Source organism: Psychrobacillus sp. FSL K6-1267 (assembly GCF_038003265.1).
Classification (GTDB): domain Bacteria; phylum Bacillota; class Bacilli; order Bacillales_A; family Planococcaceae; genus Psychrobacillus; species Psychrobacillus faecigallinarum.
Window position 1 is genome coordinate 3,374,873 of sequence record NZ_JBBOOR010000001.1, and the last position, 21,191, is coordinate 3,396,063.

At 36.6% G+C, this 21,191-nt stretch carries 22 protein-coding genes; 8 read left to right on the forward strand and 14 right to left on the reverse strand.

The genetic code is table 11. From position 1 onward, the window contains the following. Positions 1–114: 114 nt before the first annotated feature. From MHB55_RS17395 to MHB55_RS17405, 3 genes are all read right to left on the reverse strand, one after another. Positions 115–1,092 (reverse strand): ring-cleaving dioxygenase, encoded by a 978-nt coding sequence (locus MHB55_RS17395; RefSeq protein WP_144541264.1) that lies wholly within the window; start codon positions 1,090–1,092, stop codon positions 115–117. 125 nt (positions 1,093–1,217) lie between these two features. Then, positions 1,218–2,201, reverse strand: a complete 984-nt coding sequence (locus MHB55_RS17400; RefSeq protein ID WP_340863725.1) for an ornithine cyclodeaminase family protein — start codon at positions 2,199–2,201, stop codon at positions 1,218–1,220. Positions 2,202–2,273: 72 nt separating this feature from the next. Then, positions 2,274–3,614 carry an MFS transporter gene (locus MHB55_RS17405; RefSeq protein WP_191697762.1) on the reverse strand — a complete coding sequence of 447 codons (1,341 nt, stop codon included), beginning with the start codon at positions 3,612–3,614 and terminating at the stop codon, positions 2,274–2,276. Between the two features lie 162 nt (positions 3,615–3,776). Between MHB55_RS17405 and MHB55_RS17410 the strand changes: the two genes are divergently transcribed. The 3 genes from MHB55_RS17410 (at position 3,777) to MHB55_RS17420 (ending at position 5,454) form a co-directional block, all read left to right on the forward strand. Beyond that, positions 3,777–4,289: a helix-turn-helix domain-containing protein gene (locus MHB55_RS17410; protein WP_144541270.1), complete on the forward strand. Its 513-nt coding sequence runs from the start codon at positions 3,777–3,779 to the stop codon at positions 4,287–4,289. Between the two features lie 228 nt (positions 4,290–4,517). Then, complete coding sequence (locus MHB55_RS17415) at positions 4,518–4,907, forward strand: hypothetical protein (protein ID WP_340863726.1); 390 nt, start codon at positions 4,518–4,520, stop codon at positions 4,905–4,907. Positions 4,908–5,157: 250 nt separating this feature from the next. Then, positions 5,158–5,454 carry a phospholipase gene (locus MHB55_RS17420; RefSeq protein ID WP_229654012.1) on the forward strand — a complete coding sequence of 99 codons (297 nt, stop codon included), beginning with the start codon at positions 5,158–5,160 and terminating at the stop codon, positions 5,452–5,454. Positions 5,455–5,522: 68 nt separating this feature from the next. Here MHB55_RS17420 and MHB55_RS17425 read toward each other — a convergent pair whose 3' ends face one another. Then, the gene (locus tag MHB55_RS17425; protein ID WP_340863727.1) at positions 5,523–6,197 is read right to left on the reverse strand and encodes a DUF4097 family beta strand repeat-containing protein; all 675 of its coding nucleotides are present in this window, start codon (positions 6,195–6,197) and stop codon (positions 5,523–5,525) included. 137 nt (positions 6,198–6,334) lie between these two features. On the opposite strand from MHB55_RS17425, the gene MHB55_RS17430 reads away from it, so the two are divergent. Genes MHB55_RS17430 through MHB55_RS17440 form a run of 3 tightly spaced genes read left to right on the forward strand, consistent with a single transcriptional unit; the run spans position 6,335 to position 7,892 of the window. Further along, positions 6,335–6,481, forward strand: a complete 147-nt coding sequence (locus tag MHB55_RS17430) for a hypothetical protein (RefSeq protein ID WP_186318264.1) — start codon at positions 6,335–6,337, stop codon at positions 6,479–6,481. Position 6,482: 1 nt separating this feature from the next. Further along, positions 6,483–7,226, forward strand: a complete 744-nt coding sequence (locus MHB55_RS17435; protein WP_154312272.1) for a MerR family transcriptional regulator — start codon at positions 6,483–6,485, stop codon at positions 7,224–7,226. Between the two features lie 9 nt (positions 7,227–7,235). Continuing rightward, positions 7,236–7,892 (forward strand): GAP family protein, encoded by a 657-nt coding sequence (locus MHB55_RS17440; protein WP_340863728.1) that lies wholly within the window; start codon positions 7,236–7,238, stop codon positions 7,890–7,892. Between the two features lie 181 nt (positions 7,893–8,073). On the opposite strand, the gene MHB55_RS17445 is transcribed toward MHB55_RS17440, so the two are convergent. From MHB55_RS17445 to MHB55_RS17465, 5 genes are read right to left on the reverse strand one after another with little or no spacing between them, the layout of a single operon-like run. Further along, the gene (locus MHB55_RS17445; protein WP_144541280.1) at positions 8,074–8,850 is read right to left on the reverse strand and encodes an alpha/beta hydrolase; all 777 of its coding nucleotides are present in this window, start codon (positions 8,848–8,850) and stop codon (positions 8,074–8,076) included. 3 nt (positions 8,851–8,853) lie between these two features. Beyond that, positions 8,854–9,651: an ABC transporter ATP-binding protein gene (locus MHB55_RS17450; RefSeq protein WP_340863729.1), complete on the reverse strand. Its 798-nt coding sequence runs from the start codon at positions 9,649–9,651 to the stop codon at positions 8,854–8,856. A gap of 10 nt (positions 9,652–9,661) precedes the next feature. Next, entirely contained in the window at positions 9,662–10,693 is a 1,032-nt protein-coding gene (locus MHB55_RS17455; protein ID WP_445678238.1) for a FecCD family ABC transporter permease, read from the reverse strand. Continuing rightward, the gene (locus MHB55_RS17460; RefSeq protein WP_340863730.1) at positions 10,686–11,693 is read right to left on the reverse strand and encodes a FecCD family ABC transporter permease; all 1,008 of its coding nucleotides are present in this window, start codon (positions 11,691–11,693) and stop codon (positions 10,686–10,688) included. Before MHB55_RS17460 ends, MHB55_RS17455 begins: the two co-directional genes overlap by 8 nt. Positions 11,694–11,711: 18 nt before the next feature. After that, positions 11,712–12,692 (reverse strand): ABC transporter substrate-binding protein, encoded by a 981-nt coding sequence (locus MHB55_RS17465; RefSeq protein ID WP_229654011.1) that lies wholly within the window; start codon positions 12,690–12,692, stop codon positions 11,712–11,714. Positions 12,693–12,892: 200 nt separating this feature from the next. Between MHB55_RS17465 and MHB55_RS17470 the strand changes: the two genes are divergently transcribed. Next, positions 12,893–14,347 carry a phospholipase D family protein gene (locus tag MHB55_RS17470; protein ID WP_154309990.1) on the forward strand — a complete coding sequence of 485 codons (1,455 nt, stop codon included), beginning with the start codon at positions 12,893–12,895 and terminating at the stop codon, positions 14,345–14,347. A gap of 117 nt (positions 14,348–14,464) precedes the next feature. Here MHB55_RS17470 and MHB55_RS17475 read toward each other — a convergent pair whose 3' ends face one another. From MHB55_RS17475 to MHB55_RS17485, 3 genes are all read right to left on the reverse strand, one after another. Beyond that, positions 14,465–14,617, reverse strand: a complete 153-nt coding sequence (locus MHB55_RS17475; protein ID WP_144541288.1) for a DUF1540 domain-containing protein — start codon at positions 14,615–14,617, stop codon at positions 14,465–14,467. A gap of 75 nt (positions 14,618–14,692) precedes the next feature. Continuing rightward, positions 14,693–15,169 carry an NUDIX hydrolase gene (locus MHB55_RS17480; RefSeq protein WP_154309989.1) on the reverse strand — a complete coding sequence of 159 codons (477 nt, stop codon included), beginning with the start codon at positions 15,167–15,169 and terminating at the stop codon, positions 14,693–14,695. A 16-nt stretch (positions 15,170–15,185) separates the two neighbouring features. Next, a complete protein-coding gene (locus MHB55_RS17485) occupies positions 15,186–15,656 on the reverse strand; it encodes a YbaK/EbsC family protein (protein ID WP_154309988.1) in 471 nt (156 codons plus the stop codon). A 280-nt stretch (positions 15,657–15,936) separates the two neighbouring features. Here MHB55_RS17485 and MHB55_RS17490 point away from each other — a divergent pair, with 280 nt between their 5' ends. Next, positions 15,937–17,073 carry a SpoIIE family protein phosphatase gene (locus MHB55_RS17490; protein WP_151112802.1) on the forward strand — a complete coding sequence of 379 codons (1,137 nt, stop codon included), beginning with the start codon at positions 15,937–15,939 and terminating at the stop codon, positions 17,071–17,073. A 145-nt stretch (positions 17,074–17,218) separates the two neighbouring features. Here MHB55_RS17490 and MHB55_RS17495 read toward each other — a convergent pair whose 3' ends face one another. After that, entirely contained in the window at positions 17,219–18,076 is an 858-nt protein-coding gene (locus MHB55_RS17495) for a CheR family methyltransferase (protein WP_144541296.1), read from the reverse strand. Between the two features lie 12 nt (positions 18,077–18,088). Further along, on the reverse strand, positions 18,089–20,899 hold the full coding sequence (locus tag MHB55_RS17500) for a CHASE3 domain-containing protein (RefSeq protein WP_340863731.1): 2,811 nt from the start codon (positions 20,897–20,899) through the stop codon (positions 18,089–18,091). Between the last annotated feature and the right edge of the window lie 292 nt (positions 20,900–21,191).

Genomic DNA, 21,191 nt, shown 5'->3' on the forward strand with positions numbered 1-21,191 from the left:
ACAATTTCATTGGCAAAACAAAAGACATTACCAATTTGTAGAGTAATGTCTTCCACTCGATATATATTCTAGTTTAAAAAAGTCCACTTCCAATAGGAAATGGACTTTTTTACATTATTCCTTCACAAACTCAATGGTACTTCTTACTGTATCTATAGGTCTTACCATGCTTTCAATCTGAGCACGTTTCGCCTCTAAGAATGGTGGCAGTGAAAGTTTTTCTCCTAAGGTTTCGTAAGGTTCGTCACCCATAAAGCCAGGTCCATCAGTAGCAAACTCAAATAAAATGCCATTTGCCACTCTAGCATATAAAGACTGGAAGAAAAACCGATCTACAAAACCAGAAGTCTGGAATCCAAAGCTTTCCATACGCTCTGTCCACTCATCTAATACTGCTCTGTCTTCCACGCGGAATGCGGCATGGTGCACTGTTCCGAAGCCTTGACGACCTGGAGGGAGAACAACATTTTTTTCAACAATGACCTGTGCTCCATTTCCACCCTCTCCGACCTCAAACAAGTGAATATCTCCCTCTTGAGCAATCTCCTTAAAAAGTAACACTTTCTCCAAAACTTCCTTCATATAGTCAAATTGAGCAATACGAATATGAATTGGACCTAGTCCAGTAATGGCATGCTCTAATGGAATTGGTCCCTTTTGCCAAGGAGTTCCTGATTCTACGCCTTTATTATACTCGTCGGAAATTAATTGGTATTGTTGGTCGTCAAAGTCTACAAACGATAGTACCTTTACTCCGAACTGCTCTTGAATACCAGTATGCTTAACGTTTAGACGATCAAAGCGCTTCACCCAATAATCAAGGGACGCATCAGTTGGAACGCGAAAGGCTGTTTTATAAATCTCATTCGTTCCGTGGGAACCTTTTGAAATCCCCGGGAAGTCAAAGAATGTCATATCTGTTCCCGCTCCTCCTACATCATCTGCAAAGAACAAATGATACGTTTGAATGTCGTCCTGGTTAACTGTTTTCTTAACAAGTCGCATCCCTAATACATTCGTAAAAAATTTATAATTTTCTTCTGCACTACTTGTAATAGCTGTTACATGGTGCATACCTTTTAAGTGATTCATATTATACTCCTCCAGTTTTTTATCTTTAATTAATATATCTTTAATTCGAGATAATTTTATCATGTAAAAAAATAGAAGTCAATTCAAAAAGTCCGAATAGCATATTTTGCTACTCGGACTCCTTTTCATACATCTATTTCCGTTCCGATTTTCTGCGCCTTCGCTTTTACATAGACACCTTTTGCCACAGCTAAGTCATAATATGCTGCACCAACTGATTTGAATAAAGTTATTTCCTGTTCCTGCTCTCGGCCATTCAATTCCCCCGTCACAAGCTTACCAATTTCTCCATGAACTTCTTCGAATGACCATTTACCAATCTTATCTGCATACATAAGTTCCCCTGCTTCATCCTTAACGCCAGCAATATCATCTACTACTATTTTGGATGACTTGGTTATGGTCGCTACATCCATCTCAAGCATATGAGGTAAATAAGAGCCAACTCCATTTATATGAGTACCTGGCTTTAAATCATTCCCATTGAAAACCGGCTCATTAGATCTCGTTGCACAACAGACAATGTCTGCCTGACTAACTGCAGCAGATACATCCACAAACACCTCATATGGAATGTTGACTCCAAAGTCTGCTAGCTTTTGACCAAACCTTTCTGCTTTTGAGGAAGTTCTATTGACGAGAATAATACGCTCGATGCTACGAACAGCAAGTACTGCAAGCACTTGTTCAAAGGCCATTGCTCCTGTCCCAATTACTGTTAATACCTTTGAATCCTTTTTAGAGAGGTAATCTGTGGCAATACCACTAAGTGCTCCAGTTCTTAGCCTTGTTAAATAGGAGGCGTTTAGCATTGCCAAGTGTTCTCCATTTTTTGCATCTGAAAGTAAAACAACCCCCTGTGTAGTGGGCTTCCCTTGTAATGGATTATTCGGGAAGATAGTGACTACCTTCACTGCTGTAACCTCCCCAACTAAATCGGCGCTTGGCATATATAAAGCTGAAGCTTCGTGTTGTGGAAATTCAATTACTGTTCTATGTGGATTTGCTATTTTATTTGCTGCCTTTGCTTTTAGGACATCTTTGACATCCCTTATCGCATCTTGCATTTTATATGTATGCATTATTTCTTTTTCATTTATCACTAACATTGTAAGGACCTCCTTCAAAATAAAAACTCGTCTTGCCACCTTAGCGTAAGACGAGCTTTATGTTCATGCGAATTACACTTTACTTAATTCTTTTTTAGCTGTCTTTGTTACTGGTGTATCAGTTTGTATTGCCGTCACATCATCTAAATTCTGCTGGCTTCTATCCTTAACTGCCCAAATTGCTAATAAAGAAATAACAGCCGTGAAGATAATATAGAATGCTACTGGGACATAGGAACCGTCAAATTGAAGCATGAGACTTGTCGCTACTAACGGTGCTGTACCCCCTGCTAAAGCCGCCCCAATTTGATAACCTAATGTGATTCCCGTGTAACGTACTTTTGCATCAAAGATTTCCGAGAACATCGTCCCGAGCACCGCAGTAATTGGCGCCCAGATGATTCCAAGTCCAACTACTGTAGCCACAACCAATAACACAAGCGATTGCTGCTGAAGCATCCAGAAATAAGGGAAAGCAAACACAATCATCCCAATTGTTCCTGCTACATAAATCTTCTTACGACCAATTTTATCTGAGAGACTTCCCATTATCGGTATAAGGATAGTGGTGATTATTGTGGCAACCATTACAGTATTTAATACCGCAGTTCGAGAGAAGCCAAGTTCAGCAGTAGCATAAGAAACAACAAAAGTTCCAAAAATATAGAATGGTGCTGTTTCAACTACCTTGGCTCCTACAGCTATAATAACCTCTTTCCAATGATATTTTAGCGTATCTGCAATCGGTAGTTTTGGAATCTCTCCAGACTTTTGTACCCTTTTAAACGAAGGTGTTTCTTCAATTCCTTTACGAATCCATAATCCAAAAATAACTAACAAAGCGCTCATGATAAACGGAACTCGCCAACCCCAAGTCATAAAGGAACCTTCTGGAAGTAGAGTCATAATAGATAATGCAACTGTACCCATTACCATACCGATTGTTACTCCCATTTGTGGGATTGCTCCGTATAAACCACGTTTTTCTTTTGGTGCATATTCAACTGCTAGTAGAAGTGCACCACCCCACTCTCCTCCAATACCTAAACCTTGGATTAATCGTAGCGTAATTAAAAGAATTGGAGCCCATACTCCGATTGCCTGATACGTTGGTAATAATCCCATACCAAACGTTGCAACTCCCATTAAACTCAGTGTAATAACTAAGGTTTTCTTTCTACCAATCCGATCACCAATATGACTGAATATGATTCCCCCGAATGGACGGATAAAAAATGCTAAAGCAAATGATGCATATGAGAGCAATAACCCTACAGTTGGTTCCTCTGTTACGAAAAATAGCTGATTAAAAACAAGGGCAGCCACTGTCCCATATAGAAAGTAATCAAACCATTCAATTGAACTTCCTACTAAGCTAGCAATCCAGACCTTTCTCATTTGTTTTGGATCCATTTACATCTCCCTTTCTAAAATTGAAGTGATACTTTAATTTCTCCCTCAGTTTCATTTTAATAGTTTTAAATTTTCTGTCAATAAAAATTTAATATAGCTACCGTTGAGGCATTTCCATTTAATAGGTATGATGGTTAATAGAGAAAAAAAGGAGAGATACATATGTCTTCTAATTCAATAGGAACCATTTTAAAAGATTTAAGAAAAGAACGTAAGCTCACCTTAAAAGAACTCGCAGAACTAACAGAGGTTTCGATTAGCTTCCTCTCTCAAGTTGAAAGAGGAAAATCTAGTGTAACTTTAGAATCCCTAAAAAAAATAGCAGATGCGCTAAAAGTCAATCCAACCGTTTTCTTTTCAGATGTCTCATCCAACGATCAATTAGCTGAAATAAGACAGCAGTTTTATTACAAGGATTTATCTAATGGTTTACAGGATGCTTCATACACCCCTATATTAGTGACTCTTCAACCAGGGGAAGACAAAGGAAAGGCCTTTTCACATAGTGGTCACGAGTTTCTTTTTGTTGTGGAAGGAACATTAACTGTAGTAGTAGATGGCAAGGAAGAAGAATTGAAGGAACAGGGCTCCACGATGTTTGACGCAAATCTATTACATTATTGGTACAACCTCACGGACAAGCCGGTTCGATTCTTAGTAGTTTCTTCTAGATAGGGAAAAATAATAAGTTCAACTGTAGGAAAAAAGTTTGAATTGAAATCTTTTCGAAAGAAATAATTATTATCTTAATTAAAATATTAATAGCTTAAAACCAAGCAAATGCTATAAACTTCTCTCTTACTCTAATTAAATATCCCATTTTCCATTATTTGGATTATTAAAGTTTCTATGAATTAATAGTAAATTAAATGGGAAGGGATTTTATGATAAGGGGGAAAGACAATGGATCAAATATTTTCAGAGCAAGTGAAGGAATTAGAAGTAACTGTTTCAATCACTGAGGAGTATATCGAAAATATAATGAATGCTGTGCTAGAAGAGGGCCAATGGGTTATACATAAAGAGGAACAGGCACAGTGGGTGGAAAAGCCTGCTGGGGTATATCAAGATGAATGGGCAGCCCGTCTTTTACTCACTGGAGAAACACTGAAACTAATAGACAAAAGAAATGAGAATACTATATTTCTCATGACTTTAGATGACTTGTATAACGGCATATCATTAATTTTCAAGAATGGACACCATAACTGCTTTTCAAATACAGTAACTAAAACTGAAGCAGACGCAATTATTCAATATTCGTTATTTAAAAAACTTCCATATTTAACTTAATACTATTAATCGATACAGCAGCCTTTCTTAGGGCTGCTTTTTTTAAACAGATAACATCGCAATAACTTTATTGAATATATTTATCGTCTCCATCGAGGTCAAATGGAAAAAAGCTCCGGCGGCGTCGGGGCAGACATAGGTGCGTGCGCTTTTCTTAGAACATAAATAAACTTTGGACAGCTAGGTGCTTGTATTTGTTCGTATATAAAAATGAGAATACCCTAACTAATAAAGGGAAGGGGGTGTTAGTTTGCGACAAAGAAGAAAAAGAAAACGCGGCTTTTGCGTTCCTGGCTATAATTGGTGTGGCCCTGGGTGCAGCGGACCTGGAGCACCAGTAAACGAAGTAGATGCTACATGTATGATGCACGACTTTTGCTACGAAAGTGGGCGAAGTCAATGTGAATGTGATCGCGAATTTATAGAAAGACTCCGCCCACTTGTTAATCGTCATACCGAATCGGGGAGGCATGCCCGTTTAATGCACAATTATATGCGCTTCCAAAGCAACTTTACCTGTAAACCCCCTCGAAATAGATTATTTTAAAATTACAGATGTTAAAACTACCACCAACTTAAGGCGGTAGTTTTTTATGGCAATTACACTATCCTTTTTTACTCTAGCCGTATATTTCCTGAGGAAGTTTTCAATTCTATAAGATATTTTCCATTTCCTAATACTCCTTTTGTTTCTTGTTTCTCTTTTTCTTTCACAACAAACATTTTGCTTGTGTTCCTATTACCACTATTAGATTGAAGAAACCAAGCTACATTAGGATTGGCATCGTCCAACTTAATGTCTATATTACCGCTTGTCGCTTTTACAAAGAGATTGCTTTGAAAATCTTGAAAATCCAGATTAACACCTCCACTGCTCCCATTCACCTCTAAATGATCGGCGGATAAGGATAAGTTCTCCCCTCTCAATTTTCCTGAAGACCCTTTAAATATAATGTCCCCTTTATATTCTGAAGGGATTTTTACATGAAGCTTAGGCATTTTATTTATTTTTAATAGACGAGTAATATCACTACGTACACTTATCATAAGCTTTTCTTCCTTCTCCTCCAAACGGATACCCGGTCCATTGTCTTTCAGCACTAGCATCACTTCTATAAAATCTGTTTCAACTGATTCCAATGTAATATCTGTGCTTCCATAATCAATTTCAATACTCCTTATATTGTCCAGTTCTCTACTTTCGTAGTCCTCCGTTCCCTCTTCTTTAAAACAAGCAATCAAAATAAGAAGCACTAAGATAAGAATTCCTGTTAATACTAACTTTTTCATCTATTACCCTCCAATCTATTTAGAATCACCTTACAAGATGACGTTGGGTCATTTACAACTATTTAAATTTTCACTCAAAACACTTGAAACTGACGCAACGTCATTTTATATAATTAAAGAGAATTGGAGGAGATTTGATGAAACAAGGGGATATCATCCTTTACGGTTGCGTTATTATAGGTGCAGGAGTTGGTTTAGTTTTCGATGCTGCGTTTCCAGGGGTATTGATAGGCTTAGGAGTAGGCTATGTTATACAATACTTAACCAAAGGGGAGGATGGATAAATTGCTTCATATCAACAAGGTCGCTGAACTCACTGGTACTACCGTAAGAACATTACGCTATTACGATAAAATTAATCTGCTAAGCCCCGCTTCTAAGACGGAGGGCGGTCATCGTTTATATAACGAGGAAAAACTACAAAAGCTATTACAAATTCAATTTCTTAAAAAAGCAGGTTTTTCACTAGAGGAAATTAAACAAATGCTCTACTCCAACACATGGAGCTGGTCCACTAGTTTAAAAGAACAGCTGAATTATGTCATAAATGAACAAGAAAAATTAAAAACAATTGAGCTTTCCTTAAGAGAATTAATAAATTCATATGAAATGGAAAGAGAAGATAACGCAGTTGTTTTGCAAAAGCTAATGCAACTAGCAGCAACAGACAAAGAAAGCAAAAGAATGTTTCGAGAATCTACGTTTTCTAAAACAGATTTAAAGCAATGGGATCAACTCCCCCATATGTCAAGTAATGAAGAAGCATCTCTTGAATGGATTAGCTTGATTGGATTATTAAAGGATTCTATGTCAGAGGAACCCCATTCTCCTACCGTCCAACATATTATTTTACAAATGGAAGAAAAACGAATACAAGAATATGGTCAACAGAACGATTTTCTCGATAAACTTTGGGAGATTAGAAAGTCAGAAAAAGAATCTGAAAAGCTAGGGCTCTATCCCCTTGACCAAGATTTACTTGAATTTTTGGAGAGTGCCTACGCTATCTACCTAGCCAAGAAGGAATGAGGGGATGTTATGAATATGGAAATTCTTCTAACGATTATGGGATTGGCAGTATTGGACACGCTTAGCCCTACTATAATTGGCGTAACTCTCTATTTATTAGTGATGGAAAAGAAAAGGCTTATTAGACTTCTATCTGTATATCTAATTACAATAGCTATTTTATATTTCTTTTTAGGTTTCTCTCTTATGTTTGGTATAACTTTATCCTTTGATTTTTACAAGGAGCTTTTTAAGCATCAGATTCTTAGCTGGGCAATATTTTTAATAGGAATGATTATGTTTATCGTAAGCTTTTATATGCCAAAGAAAAAAGCCGCCATTCCTTCGGTTCCGAGCAAAAAAAACACTTTCACCATGTTTTTGCTTGGTTTTACCACTTTCTTAATTGAAGGGGGAACAGCGTTTCCTTATTTTGCTGCCATCGGCTTGATGAGTACGTCTAATCTAACATTACTGGAGTGGACATCTATTCTCGGGATCTACAATATAATTATGGTCTTGCCATCCATTATATTGATGGTTATGTATACACTATTTGGTCGTTGGCTACATCAGCCTTTTCGAAAAATAAACGATAGGCTATCTAAAAGTAAAGATTCTGCTCTTTCTTGGGTTATGTGTATTGTAGGGATAGTCTTGATATTTGCTAGCTTAGACTATCTTTAACAATAAAAGATCTCATAGCTAGCAAGCTGTGAGATCTTTGCAAATTAATTTACTTCTTTAGGTCCGGTCCAGTACATTTCTCTCCTGTAGCGTTTTTGGAAGTGCCTCTACAAAATCTATTGCTTTTGGAGCTTTAAAATAAGCCATGTTTGAACGACAATATTCACATCCACAACCTAGTTTAATTTAAATATCGGAATGCCCTGCTTAAAACAGATGGTACCACTGATGCATGGTTTTCATCCTGTGCAATAAATATTTCTGTTTTTACGCTGTCTTTTAAAGCTGTGTACAAATGATTTGCGTCTTCTACCATAAAGCCTTCTTTGCTACCGGCTGATATAAACAATTTTTTATAATGAAGATTTTTTGGGAAACGGACAAAATTCTCTGCTTCCTTATATAGCTCATATTCATTCCACCAGGCTGAAGGGCTTATGGATAGATAACATGAAAAAAGATTAGGTTGCTTAAACAAAGACCAAATGACAAAAAGGCCACTTAAGGAGTGACCAAAAAGAGCCTGCTTCTGTAGGTTAACCTGATACCTTTTCTGCACTCTTGGCATTAGCTCCTTCTCTAAAAAAGCAAGGAACTTCTCTGCTCCCCCATGTTTTCCTATATCCTTCCCATTTAATCTCTTTGGATAGATATAGGCTTCTGCCTCTGGTGTAAAGTCTAGAAACCTTCTTTTGCGCGCTACATCTTCTTTTCCAGAATGTCCAATTCCAACTACGATAGAAGGTGCTATAAGAGTTTTTGGTGCGTTCTGTGATTGTAGCTTCACCACATCCCTTGCAAGTTGAAAATACCAATTTCCATCTAGTACATAATAGATTGGAAAGCCCTCCTTAGGAGGTTCACTCGTTGGGATAGATACCTTTATGTCATACAGATAATTCGTATGCTCGGAATCTATTTGCCAATGCTCTGTACCCTCTAGTAACACCTTATCCATCTATTAAACCTCCTCTAACGTTTCGTATCCATAGCATACAGGTGAAGCTGTATCCTCATCGAACATAATCTTCGCGTCTATTTGGAAAACATTTTTCATGACTTCCTTTGTTATAATTTCCTTTGGTGTTCCAGTCTCTATGATTTCTCCGTTTCTCATAGCTATGAGCTCATGAGAAAAGCGAGCAGCATGATTTATATCGTGTAATACCATCACTATGGTACATTGGTGCTTCTTATTGAGCTCTTCCACAATCTTAAGCATTTCTAGCTGATGCGCCATATCTAAGTAGGTCGTTGGCTCATCTAACAATAATATTTCAGTTTCCTGTGCGAGCGCCATTGCTAGCCAAACCTTTTGGCGTTGTCCACCGGATAGTTGGTCGATTTCTCTTGAGCGAAATTCGATTGTCTTTGTGACCTTCATTGCCCATTCAATAATCTCTATATCTTTTTTTGAAAGAGTTCCAATATTTTTTCTATGTGGAAAGCGCCCATAAGAGATTAACTCCTCTACTTTCAATTGAGCTGGGGCTACAGGACTCTGCGAAAGTAACGCTAGACGTTTGGCAATATCTTTCGTAGACAGTGACTTCATATCTAGCTCTTGTAAATAAACCCTACCACTCTTTTGATGAAGAATACGCCCAATCGTTTTTAACAACGTCGATTTTCCACATCCATTTGGCCCAATAATTGTAGTTATTTTCCCCTTTTGAATGGACGTATTTAAATTTGTGAAAACAGTTTGCTTTTCATAGCCTGAACTAAGCTGTTCCACTCGTAATATACTTTCTATCATAGGTATCCTCCTATGCTCTTGTTTTGACTAATAAATATAAAAAGTACGGAATTCCAATAATTGAAACGATAATTCCTACCGGTAGCTCTGATGGCTCGAATACGGTCTTAGCAATATAGTCAGAGAAGACCAATAAAAACATACCTACTGCAGCACTCATCGGCACTACATATCGATGCTTAATGCCTACCAACCTTTTAGCAATATGAGGAGCCATTAAGCCAATGAATCCAATTCCACCTGATACTGATACACATGCACTAACTAGTCCTATGCTACATAGCAGTAGGATAGATTTTTCTTTTTCCACAGATATTCCAAGACTCTTTACACTTGCTTCCTCTAGCTGAAGATAATCCAGCAAATGACTTTTGCGATAAATTGCATAGCCAAGAATAACAACCCAAGGCAAAACTGATAAAACAAAAGACCAGTTTGCATTATATATACTGCCAGAGATCCAGACAGCAGCCATTTCATAGTCGCTCGCATTCATCTTGAGCGATATATATAAGGATACCGCACCAAAACCGCTACTTATCGCAATACCAGTTAGGATTAGTCTTTGCATATCCAGCACGCCATTTCTCCAGGAGAACATATATATAATAGCTGCAGCAAGTGCTCCTCCCACGAAGCCAAAGAGTGGCATGATAAACACAGAATACCAGCTATCCATACTAATATTGGTAGCAGTCATTTGAAAGAAAAACATGAATATAACAATGGAAGCTCCTGCTCCCGCATTAATCCCTAATATGCCGGGATCAGCTAAACCATTTCTTGTCACTCCTTGAATAACAGTTCCTGCAATTCCTAGGCCAATTCCTACTAATGCAGCAATGACAATTCTTGGTAATCTAAACTCAAATATAACCAAATCTTGTTTTTCATTTGGATCTATTCGTAGAAAGGTTTTGATGATATCCATGACGGTTATATCAAAGGCGCCGTTAGTAATATGAAAATAAAAGGCGATAATAGTTAGACCAATAAAGATAGACAGCATTGTAATAAATCGTATGAAAGGACCTTTATGCACGCTGTGCTCCCCCTCTCGTCCGGATTAGGTAAAGGAAGAAGGGTACACCAATAATTGCGGTCACTACACCGACTGGCGTCTCAAACGGGAAGTTTATAAAGCGACTTAGCACATCACACAAAGCTAAAAAGACCGCTCCAATAGCCGCGGAGCATGGTATTAGGAATCGGTAGTCTACTCCAACTAGAAAGCGTGTAATATGTGGAATAATTAAACCAACAAATCCTATTTTTCCAACTAAGGCAACCGCAGTTCCTGTTAAACAGACTACTGCTAGAATACTGATGATTTTCACCCATTTTGTCCGTTGCCCCAAACCTACTGCAATCTCATCACCTAATGAGGCAATTGTAATCGACTTGGCAACACCTAATGCTAAAAAGAGGCCAACCAAACCAAAAGGAATAGACAATAATAGCATGTCAGGATTTACTGTATGTAATTTTGCGTTATACCAAACGCTGACACTTTGCGACACTTGAAAGTACATTGCAATAGCCGAAGCTAAGCTACTCAGAAATGTTCCAATGACTGTACCGATAATAGCCAATCTTACCGGAGATAAACCACCCTTTATCAAGGAACCAAAACCAAAGACGAGACATGCTCCAATTGCAGATCCAATCATTGATAGAATAATCATTTGATAATTAGGAAGCCCCGGAAAAAAGACCATAGCTATTGTAATAACAAACGCTGAGCCATCATTTACTCCCATAATCGAAGGAGATGCCAAATAGTTTTGGGTAATACCTTGCATAACCGCTCCAGCAACAGCTAGAAAAGCTCCAACCAATAAAGCAGCGATTACGCGTGGTAACCGCGATGTCATAATAATGTTATGGTCCACATTATTTTCATCGAATTGCGTAATCGCCTGCCAAACTGTTAGTAGACTAATATCTTTAGCTCCATATAATATAGATAAAACTATTGCTAGCGCGATGAACAGAGGAGAAACTATTAAAATAATGGAAGCTAACGTATTTTTGTTTTTCATTATTCATCGCACCTAACTTTACTTCGATAAATTTTCAATCGCTGCGTCTAAGAATTTTACTTTAGACCAAGCCGTACCACCTTGCGCTAATGGATCAACTGCGTTTACAAATACATGATTATTTTTAGCAGCTTCTATGCTACCAAAAATCGGATTTTCTAAAAGCTCATCTAAGGCTGCTGCATTATCAGTATTTTCACTTGCTTCAAATTGAAGGAATATATAGTCTGGATTTGCATCTGCTAAAGCCTCTAGAGATAATTCTGCTTGAGCCTCTGCTTTTGTAACTACTTCTGGAACTTTCAGCCCCAAATCCTCATAGATAACAGGGTTTAAGTAAATAGATTCAGGATAAGCATTGATGCTTCCTTTACGTATACGTAATACGAGTACTTCCTTATCCTTTAATGATTCTCCTAATTCTACCTTAGCCTTCTCAGCCTTTTCTTCATAGTCAGTAATTATTTTTTCTGCTTCTGATTCTTTGTTTGTTAATTGACCCAGTAACGTCAAGTTTTCTTTCCAATTCGTTGCAACATGAGAGTAAGGAATCATTGTTTGAATTTTATTTAATGCAGTTACAACCTCTTCACCGTGCTTAGATGAGCCTAAAATCACATCTGGATTTAACGCTAGGATAGCCTCATTATTAGGAGCAAATTTATCTCCAACGAGTTCCGCTCCCTCTAATTCATCCGAAAGGTATGTAGGAATAGCATTTGCTATTGCAAGAACGCCTACTGGCTTAACTCCTAAGATTGCTGAATCCTCCATAGATTCTAGACTAGCTGCCACAATATTATTTACTTTTGCGGGTACCACGTAGTCTTCGCCTAAATATGTAAGTGTTTGTTCTGTAGCTGCTTCTTCAGTCGAATTTTCTTTAGCTTCTACCTCTACCTTCTCAGTGGAATTTCCCTCTTTATCTCCACAAGCAGCTAAGCTTAACGCTAGCATTGCTGTTGCACCCATCATCCAATACTTTTTAGTTTTCATCATGTTTCAACTCCCTATTTTAATTTTTCTAATTGATAACGATTATCATTTTCATAATATCTCAAAAATAAATTTATTACAATAGCATTTTTAAAATATATAATAATAAATTATTGTATAAATCTGATGTAATTATCGGTTTGTAGATTTTAAAAGTGGGAATATTATATGTAAAATAGAAGTTTAATAGGAGGAGTTTTTTCATGGCTAAAAAAACTAAAAAGCCATGGAGCAAAAAAAAGAGGATTGTCGTATCCTTTATTACCGCTTTTGCTCTTATATACATAGCTGTGATCTTATGGCATACATATAAGCCACTTCCCCAAGGCGTTTCCTATGCAGGAGATTTACATAAAACAAACAATATACAATTTCTAACGGATTTAACTTATGCGCAGGATAAAAAAGGGACAAATACAGTGCATGAAAATCACATTTTTGATGAGGTATATAAAACTATTGAAGAAGCTGAGGAATTTGTAGTATTAGATTTTTTCCTAGTAGATGGTTATTACGATGAGGATCAGGACTTTCCTAATATAGCGGATACACTTTCCTCCACAGTAGCAGCAAAGAAAAGAGAAAACCCGGAGATGCCAATTGTATTTATCACAGATCCTCTTAATCGTGGGTATGGCTCCTATGAAAGCGAATGGTTCAAAAAAATGCGAGATGCTGGAGTAGAAATTGTCTATACAGATTTAGATGCCTTAAGAGATTCAACCCCAGTCTATTCAGGAATTTACCGTATTTTTTTTCAATGGTTTGATATTGGTGGCAAAGGCTGGATTCCCAATGCTATGGCTAGCGAAGCTCCGAAAATGACAGTTGCTTCTTATATGACGCTTCTAAACGTAAAAGCTAATCATCGAAAAGCGTTGATAACGGAAAAAGCTGCAATTGTTACCTCCTCCAATCCACACGATGCTAGTGGTTTCCATGGCAATATAGCTATAAAATTAGATGGACCAATTATTAATGATATTTTAGAGGCAGAGGAAGCTGTTTCTGTATTTTCAGGAGGACCAAAGCTTCCTAGGATACAGGCTAAGAAACAAGAAGGAGAGTATCAGGCACAATATTTAACCGAGAAGAAAATATTTGATGCATTAATGAACGATATAAATGACACTAAAAAGGGAGATAAAATTTGGTTAGGAATGTTCTTTGTCGCCGAACGTAACATCGTTAATGCACTAGTCGATGCCGCAAATCGCGGAGTAGAGGTAAATTTGATATTAGATCCTAATGAGAATTCCTTTGGTCGAGAAAAGTCTGGATTGCCAAATCGCCCAGTCGTACAAGAACTGCTTGAGGATACAAATGAGAAGATTAATATACGATGGTATAACACCGTGATTGGCCAATATCATACAAAAGCTATATGGATTCAGACCCCTAAAAATACAATCATTTCAAACGGTGCGGCAAACTATACGGAGCGTGCTTTAGATAATTACAATTTAGAGAACAACGTAAGAATCATTGCCCCAAATGACAGCGAGTTAGCTATTGAAATGGAGGAATATTTTAAACGACTATGGAACAACGAGGATGCTATGTATACGGTAGAGGTGAATGAGTATCAAAATGACTTTACTTGGTGGCAGCGTTGGATTTATGCCTTCCAAAGCTATACAAAAATTACGACCTATTAAATCCATACTCCCCTATTTAAGTACAGCTAGCCCTCTATGAGCCACTAGCTGTACTGTTTTTTACACATTATTTTTTTAACGTGTGATTAGGTGAGTAATAATAGACATGCAGATATATTACTTCGGTTCAAATGTTTTACAATCTGTTTCATCACTGTTGGAAGCTTGGTTTCCTTTACGGCTTACTACATAAATAGCTTTTGCATTACATTTGTTTCCTTGTCTCCAAAACTTACAGTTGTTCACTTCACAAAGTACATCTTTAGCCATTAGTATCACACCTCCTCTTTTCTAGCATGAACGTTTTCAATAAAAGTCATACTAAAAAAACGAGATTTCCCTACACTATTTAGTCTCTACAAAATGAGTTAGATGTTCTGGCAGCTGGGAACATCTATCCTTTAAAAATAATGGATATACATTTAACTCTTTCAATTCGTGAAAGGTTTTCCAATAATACGTATGAATTTTCCCTTCTTCATTCTCTTCAAATTCATTTCCTTTTGTTAAAAGCCTATCGTCTTCTAGCGATAGAAGATAAATGAAGCAAATCTCATGAAATTTCTCTTTTAATACTTCCTCTTCAAAAAAGTTTTCGTTGATCCATAGTAACCGTTCGATGGCAGCATCTACTGAGAGCTCTTCTCTAATTTCACGAAGAATAGCATCCTCACTTTTTTCATGCATGCATACTCTCCCACCAGGAAAATAATAGTATGGAGAATTCTCATCCTTCATAATTAATACTTTATTTTCATTTATAATTAATCCTGCAACACGATAATTAAATCTGCCTTCATCAGTTTTAAATGATAAATCCATTTTACACCCCTCTTTTCTATTCCCAAGCCTTACAAACGTCTACCCATTCCACACCTTTTGCATATGTATATATTTCCTCACAATTAAGCTCTATAGCACTATTACTACTTCCGCATGCGGGGAATACTGTATCAAACCTTTTCAAGGAAATATCTAAATACACTAATACATTCTCTGGTATACCAAATGGACAAACTCCTCCAATACCATGGCCAACTTTTTCTTCCACCTCATCCGATGAAAGCATCTTAGCCTTTACTCCAAAGGTTCTTTTAAATTTAGCATTGTCGATTTTAGTGTCTCCAGCTGCAACTACTAGCAGGCAATCCTCCTCTTTTTTGAAGGATAATGTTTTAGCTATTCTTGCAGGCTCAACATTTAGAGCACTTGCAGCGAGCTCTACTGTAGCACTTGAAGCTTCATATTCTAGAATCTTGTCTTCCTTACCAAATCTTTTAAAATACTCCTTAACTAATTCGATTGCCATTTACTTCACCTCGTTTGCTTCTTTTTCTCATTTTATTATATAGATAATTCAAATAAATTAAATAGAAGCTTGCTAATTAATATTTACATTAAGCTACCGAAATAACTATTTTAGTAAGATTAGGATAAGAAGTTAGATATTAAACATTGAAGCAAAAGGCTTATAAATACACTATTCATATATTCTTTTGTATAATAAATAAGAAGAGTTATCATAGAAATTTAATAGATAGAGATAACTTAACTACACTATCTTTAAACACTACAGGGGGAAATAAGCGATGACGATTTTACTGGTAGATGACAACACGGTCAATCTATTTGTAATAGAAAAAATATTAGATAGCGCTGGTTATAAAGATACTGTATCTCTTACATCCGCACAGGAGCTATTTGACTATTTACAGATCGGCGAACAAAATCCAACCTGTAATTCAGTAGATTTAATATTACTAGATATTATGATGCCTGAAATAGACGGTCTTGAAGCTTGTAGGAGAATTAAGCAGCAAGAACGATTTAAGGATGTACAAATAATATTCGTGACAGCATTAGAGGATAAAAACAAATTAGCTGAAGCACTAGATGTAGGTGGAAGTGATTATATTACTAAGCCTATAAATAAGACAGAGTTACTGGCACGTATAAGAGTTGCTCTTCGCTTAAAAGCAGAGTTAGATTGGCATACTCAGCATGAAAACAAAATCCAATATGAATTAGATTTAGCAACTCATGTCCAAAGAAGTCTTCTAAACCCACCATTAAATGAAAAAAACATTCAAATTGAGGTTTCATATTTACCATCCTTCAATCTGGCTGGCGATATGTACTATTGGCATAAAATAAGCGAGCATCGTCATGCCGTGATTTTACTAGATATGATGGGACATGGAATTTCTGCTTCCCTAGTCTGTATGTTTATATCTTCTGTATTAAGAGAGGCTATTAAACAATTAGTGGAACCGGAGCTTGTTATTAAAGAGCTAAATCGCTATATGGTTTTAATACATAACGAAAAGGTTGGTATACCATATTATTTCACAGCCATCTATATGATTGTGGATACAGAGCAAAAAACGATAGAATATGTTAATGCTGGTCATCCACCGGGATTTGCTCTAATTGATGAAGAAACGGTTGTTCCGATTAACAAAGGCTGTTGTGCAGTAGGGTTCTTTGATGAAATTGAAGTTAAGAAGGAAGTAATTTCCTACGAGAAGAATATCCAAGTTGTTTTATATACAGATGGGGTTCTAGAGGCTATGGGGCCAAATGAGATACAATCTGAAAAACAAATTGAAACTTTAACCTCTAAAAAATGGGATCATTCTCAAGGTATAATTGATAATTTATTATCTAAAGAAAAACAACAGGATCAGCCCGACGACATGTGCGTCTTAATGGTTCAGTGTAATTAAGAATAGAAAAAGCGACTTTATATATTACTGAAAATTTTAGAGAGGATGGCTGTGATGACCTATGTCACGACCATCCTCCTTTTCATAAGAAATACTTTGAATTGAAAAAAGCAGGATTCTTATTTTAATATAAGAATCCTGCTTTTTATTTATATCTTTGATAAATACGTTCACTACCTACAACCTCTTGAAAGTTATCCATCACCTGACAAAATTTTAAAGTTTCCTTGTCTCCTAACCCAAGGAAACCTTGGGGGCTTAAGCTCTCATAGAATAAATGTTGTACCTGATCCTGAAGTTCAGGAGTAAAGTAAATAAGTACATTACGGCAAATAATTACATGAAATTCATTAAATGACTGATCTGTAACAAGATTATGCTGTGCAAATATAATATTTTCTAAAAGAGAAGGATGGAAATATGCATATTGATAATCCGCCTTGTAGTATTCAGAAAATGCTTTGTTTCCACCTGCAAGCATATAATTTTTAGTATATGCCTGCATCTTTTGTATAGGAAACGCACCCTTACTTGCCTTTTCTAGCACTTGCTCATTCATATCGGTTGCATAGATAACGGTTTTATCCTTTAGCCCTTCTTCTTCTAATAAAATGGCCATCGAGTAAACTTCTTCTCCAGTAGCACAACCAGCATGCCAAATACGAATTTCAGGATATTCTCTCAAAATCGGCACAACTTCTTCTCTAAATGCTTTAAAAAAACTTGGATTTCGGAACATCTCGGTAACATTGATCGAAAAATCATTTAGTAATTGCTCTAGAAAACCGTCTTCATGAATAACCTTTTCTAGTAAACCTGTAATGGTTGAAATTCCATTCATCTTCATCCGATTATGAATTCGACGAGAAATGGAAGATCGATTATATTGCCGAAAATCGAACCCTGATAAGCGATAGACTGCTTCCAGCAGGAAATCTACTTCTAAGTCTTCATGTTGAATATTAACGCCCTCTAGCTCTCCACTTTCATATTGACTGTCCATTTCCATACTCCCTTAAGATGCTAACCAAACTCGAAGAACAGAGAATAATTGATCTAGATTTAATGGCTTACTAATATAATCAGAAGCACCCGCCTCTAGACATTTATCTCGATCATTTTTCATCGCCTTCGCTGTTAAAGCTATAATCGGTAATTCTGTCATATTCAATTCATTTCTGATTTTAGACATTGTCTCATATCCGTCCATATTTGGCATCATGATATCCATAAGCACAACATCTATTTCTGCATTACTTTGTACAATATCTAAGCATTCCAAACCATCTTTAGCAACAAGGATATTAATTCCTCGTCTTTCTAATGCCGTTTTGAGTGCATAAATATTTCGATAATCATCATCAACGATTAAAATATTTTTATTGGAAAATATATTAGCATCCTCAGGAAGAGCTTCAAGTTTTTCCTCTTGCTCTTTTATCTTTTGCTCCTGTTCCTCAAGAGTTGGGTGCTCTTGCTCCTCATGTACCTCTTGTACTTCCTCCACTTTCGCTTGAGTAGAGGCAACCTCTCCAAAGCTCAAATCAATCTGATTTAAAATTGGACCTTTTGGCAGGCTAGGAACAACTAAAGTAAAGGTACTTCCCATTCCCTCTCGGCTTTGAAGAGTAATCCAACCACCTAGCAGCTTAGCAAACTCACGGCAAATAGATAAGCCAAGACCAGTTCCTCCGTATTTACGTACAGTTGCACCATCTGCTTGTTGGAACGATTCAAAGATCAAATCGTGCTTGTCCGTTGGAATCCCTATTCCGGTATCGGCAATAGAGATCTCAATCCACTCTTTACTAATATCTAACATTTGTTCCGTTTGAAGATTACTATCTAATTGCTTTATCGTTAAAGCAACGGAGCCTTTTTCCGTAAATTTAATAGCATTAGATAATAGATTTTTAATAATTTGTTGGAAGCGTTTTTCGTCTGTAAAGAAAATATCAGGAACATTCTCTGCCTTACTTATAAGAAAATCTAAGTTTTTCTTCTGGGCTACTGGTGAGAATATATGCTCCATCTGAACAGGTAATTCGCTTAGATTAACCTCTTCAAATAAAACCTCTAGCTTTCCTGCCTCTACTTTAGAAAGATCTAAAATATCATTGATCAAGGATAATAAATCTTCCCCTGAAGAATGAATTACTTTTGCAAACTCTGCCTCATCCTCAGATAAATTACCTTTTCCGTTCTCTGAAAGCATTTCGGAAAGAATTAATATACTGTTTAAAGGAGTACGTAATTCATGTGACATATTCGCAAGAAATTCTGATTTATAATTAGAGTGAATGGTAAGTTGTTCTGCTTTTTCCTCTAATTCTAGACTAATTTTTTCTAGTTCTTCTGTTTTAGCTTCTGCATCTTTTGTTCGTTCTTCTAATTGTTCATTAATTTGAGTTAGTTCCTCTGTTTGCATTTGTAGCTCTTCTGACTGTGTTTGAAGCTCCTCTGATTGTGTTTGCAACTCTTCAGATTGTGCCTGCAACTCCTCTGTCATTGCTCTGGATTCGTTTAGAAGTCGAACAATTTCCATACGGCCCATAACACTATTGATAGATAAGCCGAACGTTTCCACAATCTGTGTTACGAGGTCTTGCTGTAGCTTGCTATACTCTGACATTGTCGCTAGCTCTACTACTGCAATTACTTCATCCTCGAACAAAATAGGAACTATAAATATGCTTCGTGGCGGAACCTCACCTAGTCCTGTAGAAATATAACGATAATCCTTTGGAATCTCATTAAAGACAAAAACATTTTTCTCAAGGGCACATTGACCAATTAGTCCTTGTCCCAATCGGAAGCTTTCTCTTCCAATCTCATTTTGAGAATTCGAGTCAGCAAAAGCCGCTTTTTTTATAAAATGAACTTCTTGATTGTTTGTCTCTCTCACATAAAAAGCGCCATAAGACGAGTTTGTCATTTTAGAGATTTCAGACATAAACACACTAGCGAGCTTATCAATCGAGCCTACTCCTTGATATTTCGTGACAATTTCTGCAAGACTTGTTTGCAGCCATTCTCTGTCATCGAGATTATCTAATAGTTCGTTTGTTGCTATTGCTAAGTCCTTAATCTCATCGTTAGTAGTAACATGAATTCTTTCCTTACGATCACCATTTTCTGAAGCAATCTTTTTAATAGTTTCCGTTACATCTTTGACAGTACGAACAATCGATTTGGAGACCTGACTAGCCATTGCTATTGCAATAGCAGAAACGATCACTAAAAGACCAAATAATCCTATAGTCAACATATTATTGCGATCATCTAACTCTTGCGCTCTAGTTTGTGCATCATTTCTTTCGTATTCTCTAAAATCGTTAAACTGACTACGGATAGATTGCATATACTCACGACCACGATCATTTGCATAGAATTGCTGAATCCCTTGCTCATTATTCTGTCGCTTAAAATCAATTGCACGCTCACCTGCCTCTGCTATCCAAAGGTCGATTGTGCCTTTTACCTCCACAAGCTTTTCTTGCTGTTTTGGCTTGTCCTCTAAAAGGTCAAACAGTTGATCAAACTCTACCTGCCATTCATCGGCAGCTTTATAATAAGGTTCCAAGTAACTCTCGTTGCCTGTAATGACAAAGCCTCTCTGACCAGCTTGCATGTCCATTACATATTTTTCTACATTATTTGTAAATGTTTCCACTTCGGTATTATATTTTATTAAATCATTTCTTTCTTGCTGTAGTGAACGGATTTGACTGTTCAATATTATAACGGAAGCAAATAAACAAAGAATAATGATAATGTAGCCAACGGTAATTTTGGAACGTATGCCAAACTTAAATTTATCCTCCATTTTGATTCCTACCTTTAATTCGGATTTTACTATACTAATAGTATATGAATTGGTTATAAAATAACAGTGTTTGCCCCTATAAAAAATTTAACTAATTACCTATTTTTATGCATGTGAAAATCAACGTGGTTATTAAATAGCTATTAAGTAGTTTGAGGCAAGAAAAGCGCATTCGCATCCTTACATAGATAGGTCTCCATATATACTTTAAAAAAAGTATATATGGAATTAAGTATTATTGTTTTCCGCTATAAGGGGCGGTTAGCGATAAGCCTCCATAGCCGCACTAAAT

Coding starts and splice junctions, on each gene's coding strand:
- MHB55_RS17460 (WP_340863730.1), bottom strand. CDS start 11,693: ATGAAAAACAAAAATACGTTAGCTTCCATTATTTTAATAGTTTCTCCT.
- MHB55_RS17470 (WP_154309990.1), top strand. CDS start 12,893: ATGGCTAAAAAAACTAAAAAGCCATGGAGCAAAAAAAAGAGGATTGTC.
- MHB55_RS17415 (WP_340863726.1), top strand. CDS start 4,518: ATGGATCAAATATTTTCAGAGCAAGTGAAGGAATTAGAAGTAACTGTT.
- MHB55_RS17410 (WP_144541270.1), top strand. CDS start 3,777: ATGTCTTCTAATTCAATAGGAACCATTTTAAAAGATTTAAGAAAAGAA.
- MHB55_RS17395 (WP_144541264.1), bottom strand. CDS start 1,092: ATGAATCACTTAAAAGGTATGCACCATGTAACAGCTATTACAAGTAGT.
- MHB55_RS17485 (WP_154309988.1), bottom strand. CDS start 15,656: ATGGCAATCGAATTAGTTAAGGAGTATTTTAAAAGATTTGGTAAGGAA.
- MHB55_RS17495 (WP_144541296.1), bottom strand. CDS start 18,076: ATGGACAGTCAATATGAAAGTGGAGAGCTAGAGGGCGTTAATATTCAA.
- MHB55_RS17405 (WP_191697762.1), bottom strand. CDS start 3,614: ATGGATCCAAAACAAATGAGAAAGGTCTGGATTGCTAGCTTAGTAGGA.
- MHB55_RS17430 (WP_186318264.1), top strand. CDS start 6,335: ATGAAACAAGGGGATATCATCCTTTACGGTTGCGTTATTATAGGTGCA.
- MHB55_RS17440 (WP_340863728.1), top strand. CDS start 7,236: ATGAATATGGAAATTCTTCTAACGATTATGGGATTGGCAGTATTGGAC.
- MHB55_RS17465 (WP_229654011.1), bottom strand. CDS start 12,692: ATGATGAAAACTAAAAAGTATTGGATGATGGGTGCAACAGCAATGCTA.
- MHB55_RS17475 (WP_144541288.1), bottom strand. CDS start 14,617: ATGGCTAAAGATGTACTTTGTGAAGTGAACAACTGTAAGTTTTGGAGA.
- MHB55_RS17480 (WP_154309989.1), bottom strand. CDS start 15,169: ATGGATTTATCATTTAAAACTGATGAAGGCAGATTTAATTATCGTGTT.
- MHB55_RS17400 (WP_340863725.1), bottom strand. CDS start 2,201: ATGTTAGTGATAAATGAAAAAGAAATAATGCATACATATAAAATGCAA.
- MHB55_RS17500 (WP_340863731.1), bottom strand. CDS start 20,899: ATGGAGGATAAATTTAAGTTTGGCATACGTTCCAAAATTACCGTTGGC.
- MHB55_RS17450 (WP_340863729.1), bottom strand. CDS start 9,651: ATGATAGAAAGTATATTACGAGTGGAACAGCTTAGTTCAGGCTATGAA.
- MHB55_RS17490 (WP_151112802.1), top strand. CDS start 15,937: ATGACGATTTTACTGGTAGATGACAACACGGTCAATCTATTTGTAATA.
- MHB55_RS17425 (WP_340863727.1), bottom strand. CDS start 6,197: ATGAAAAAGTTAGTATTAACAGGAATTCTTATCTTAGTGCTTCTTATT.
- MHB55_RS17445 (WP_144541280.1), bottom strand. CDS start 8,850: ATGGATAAGGTGTTACTAGAGGGTACAGAGCATTGGCAAATAGATTCC.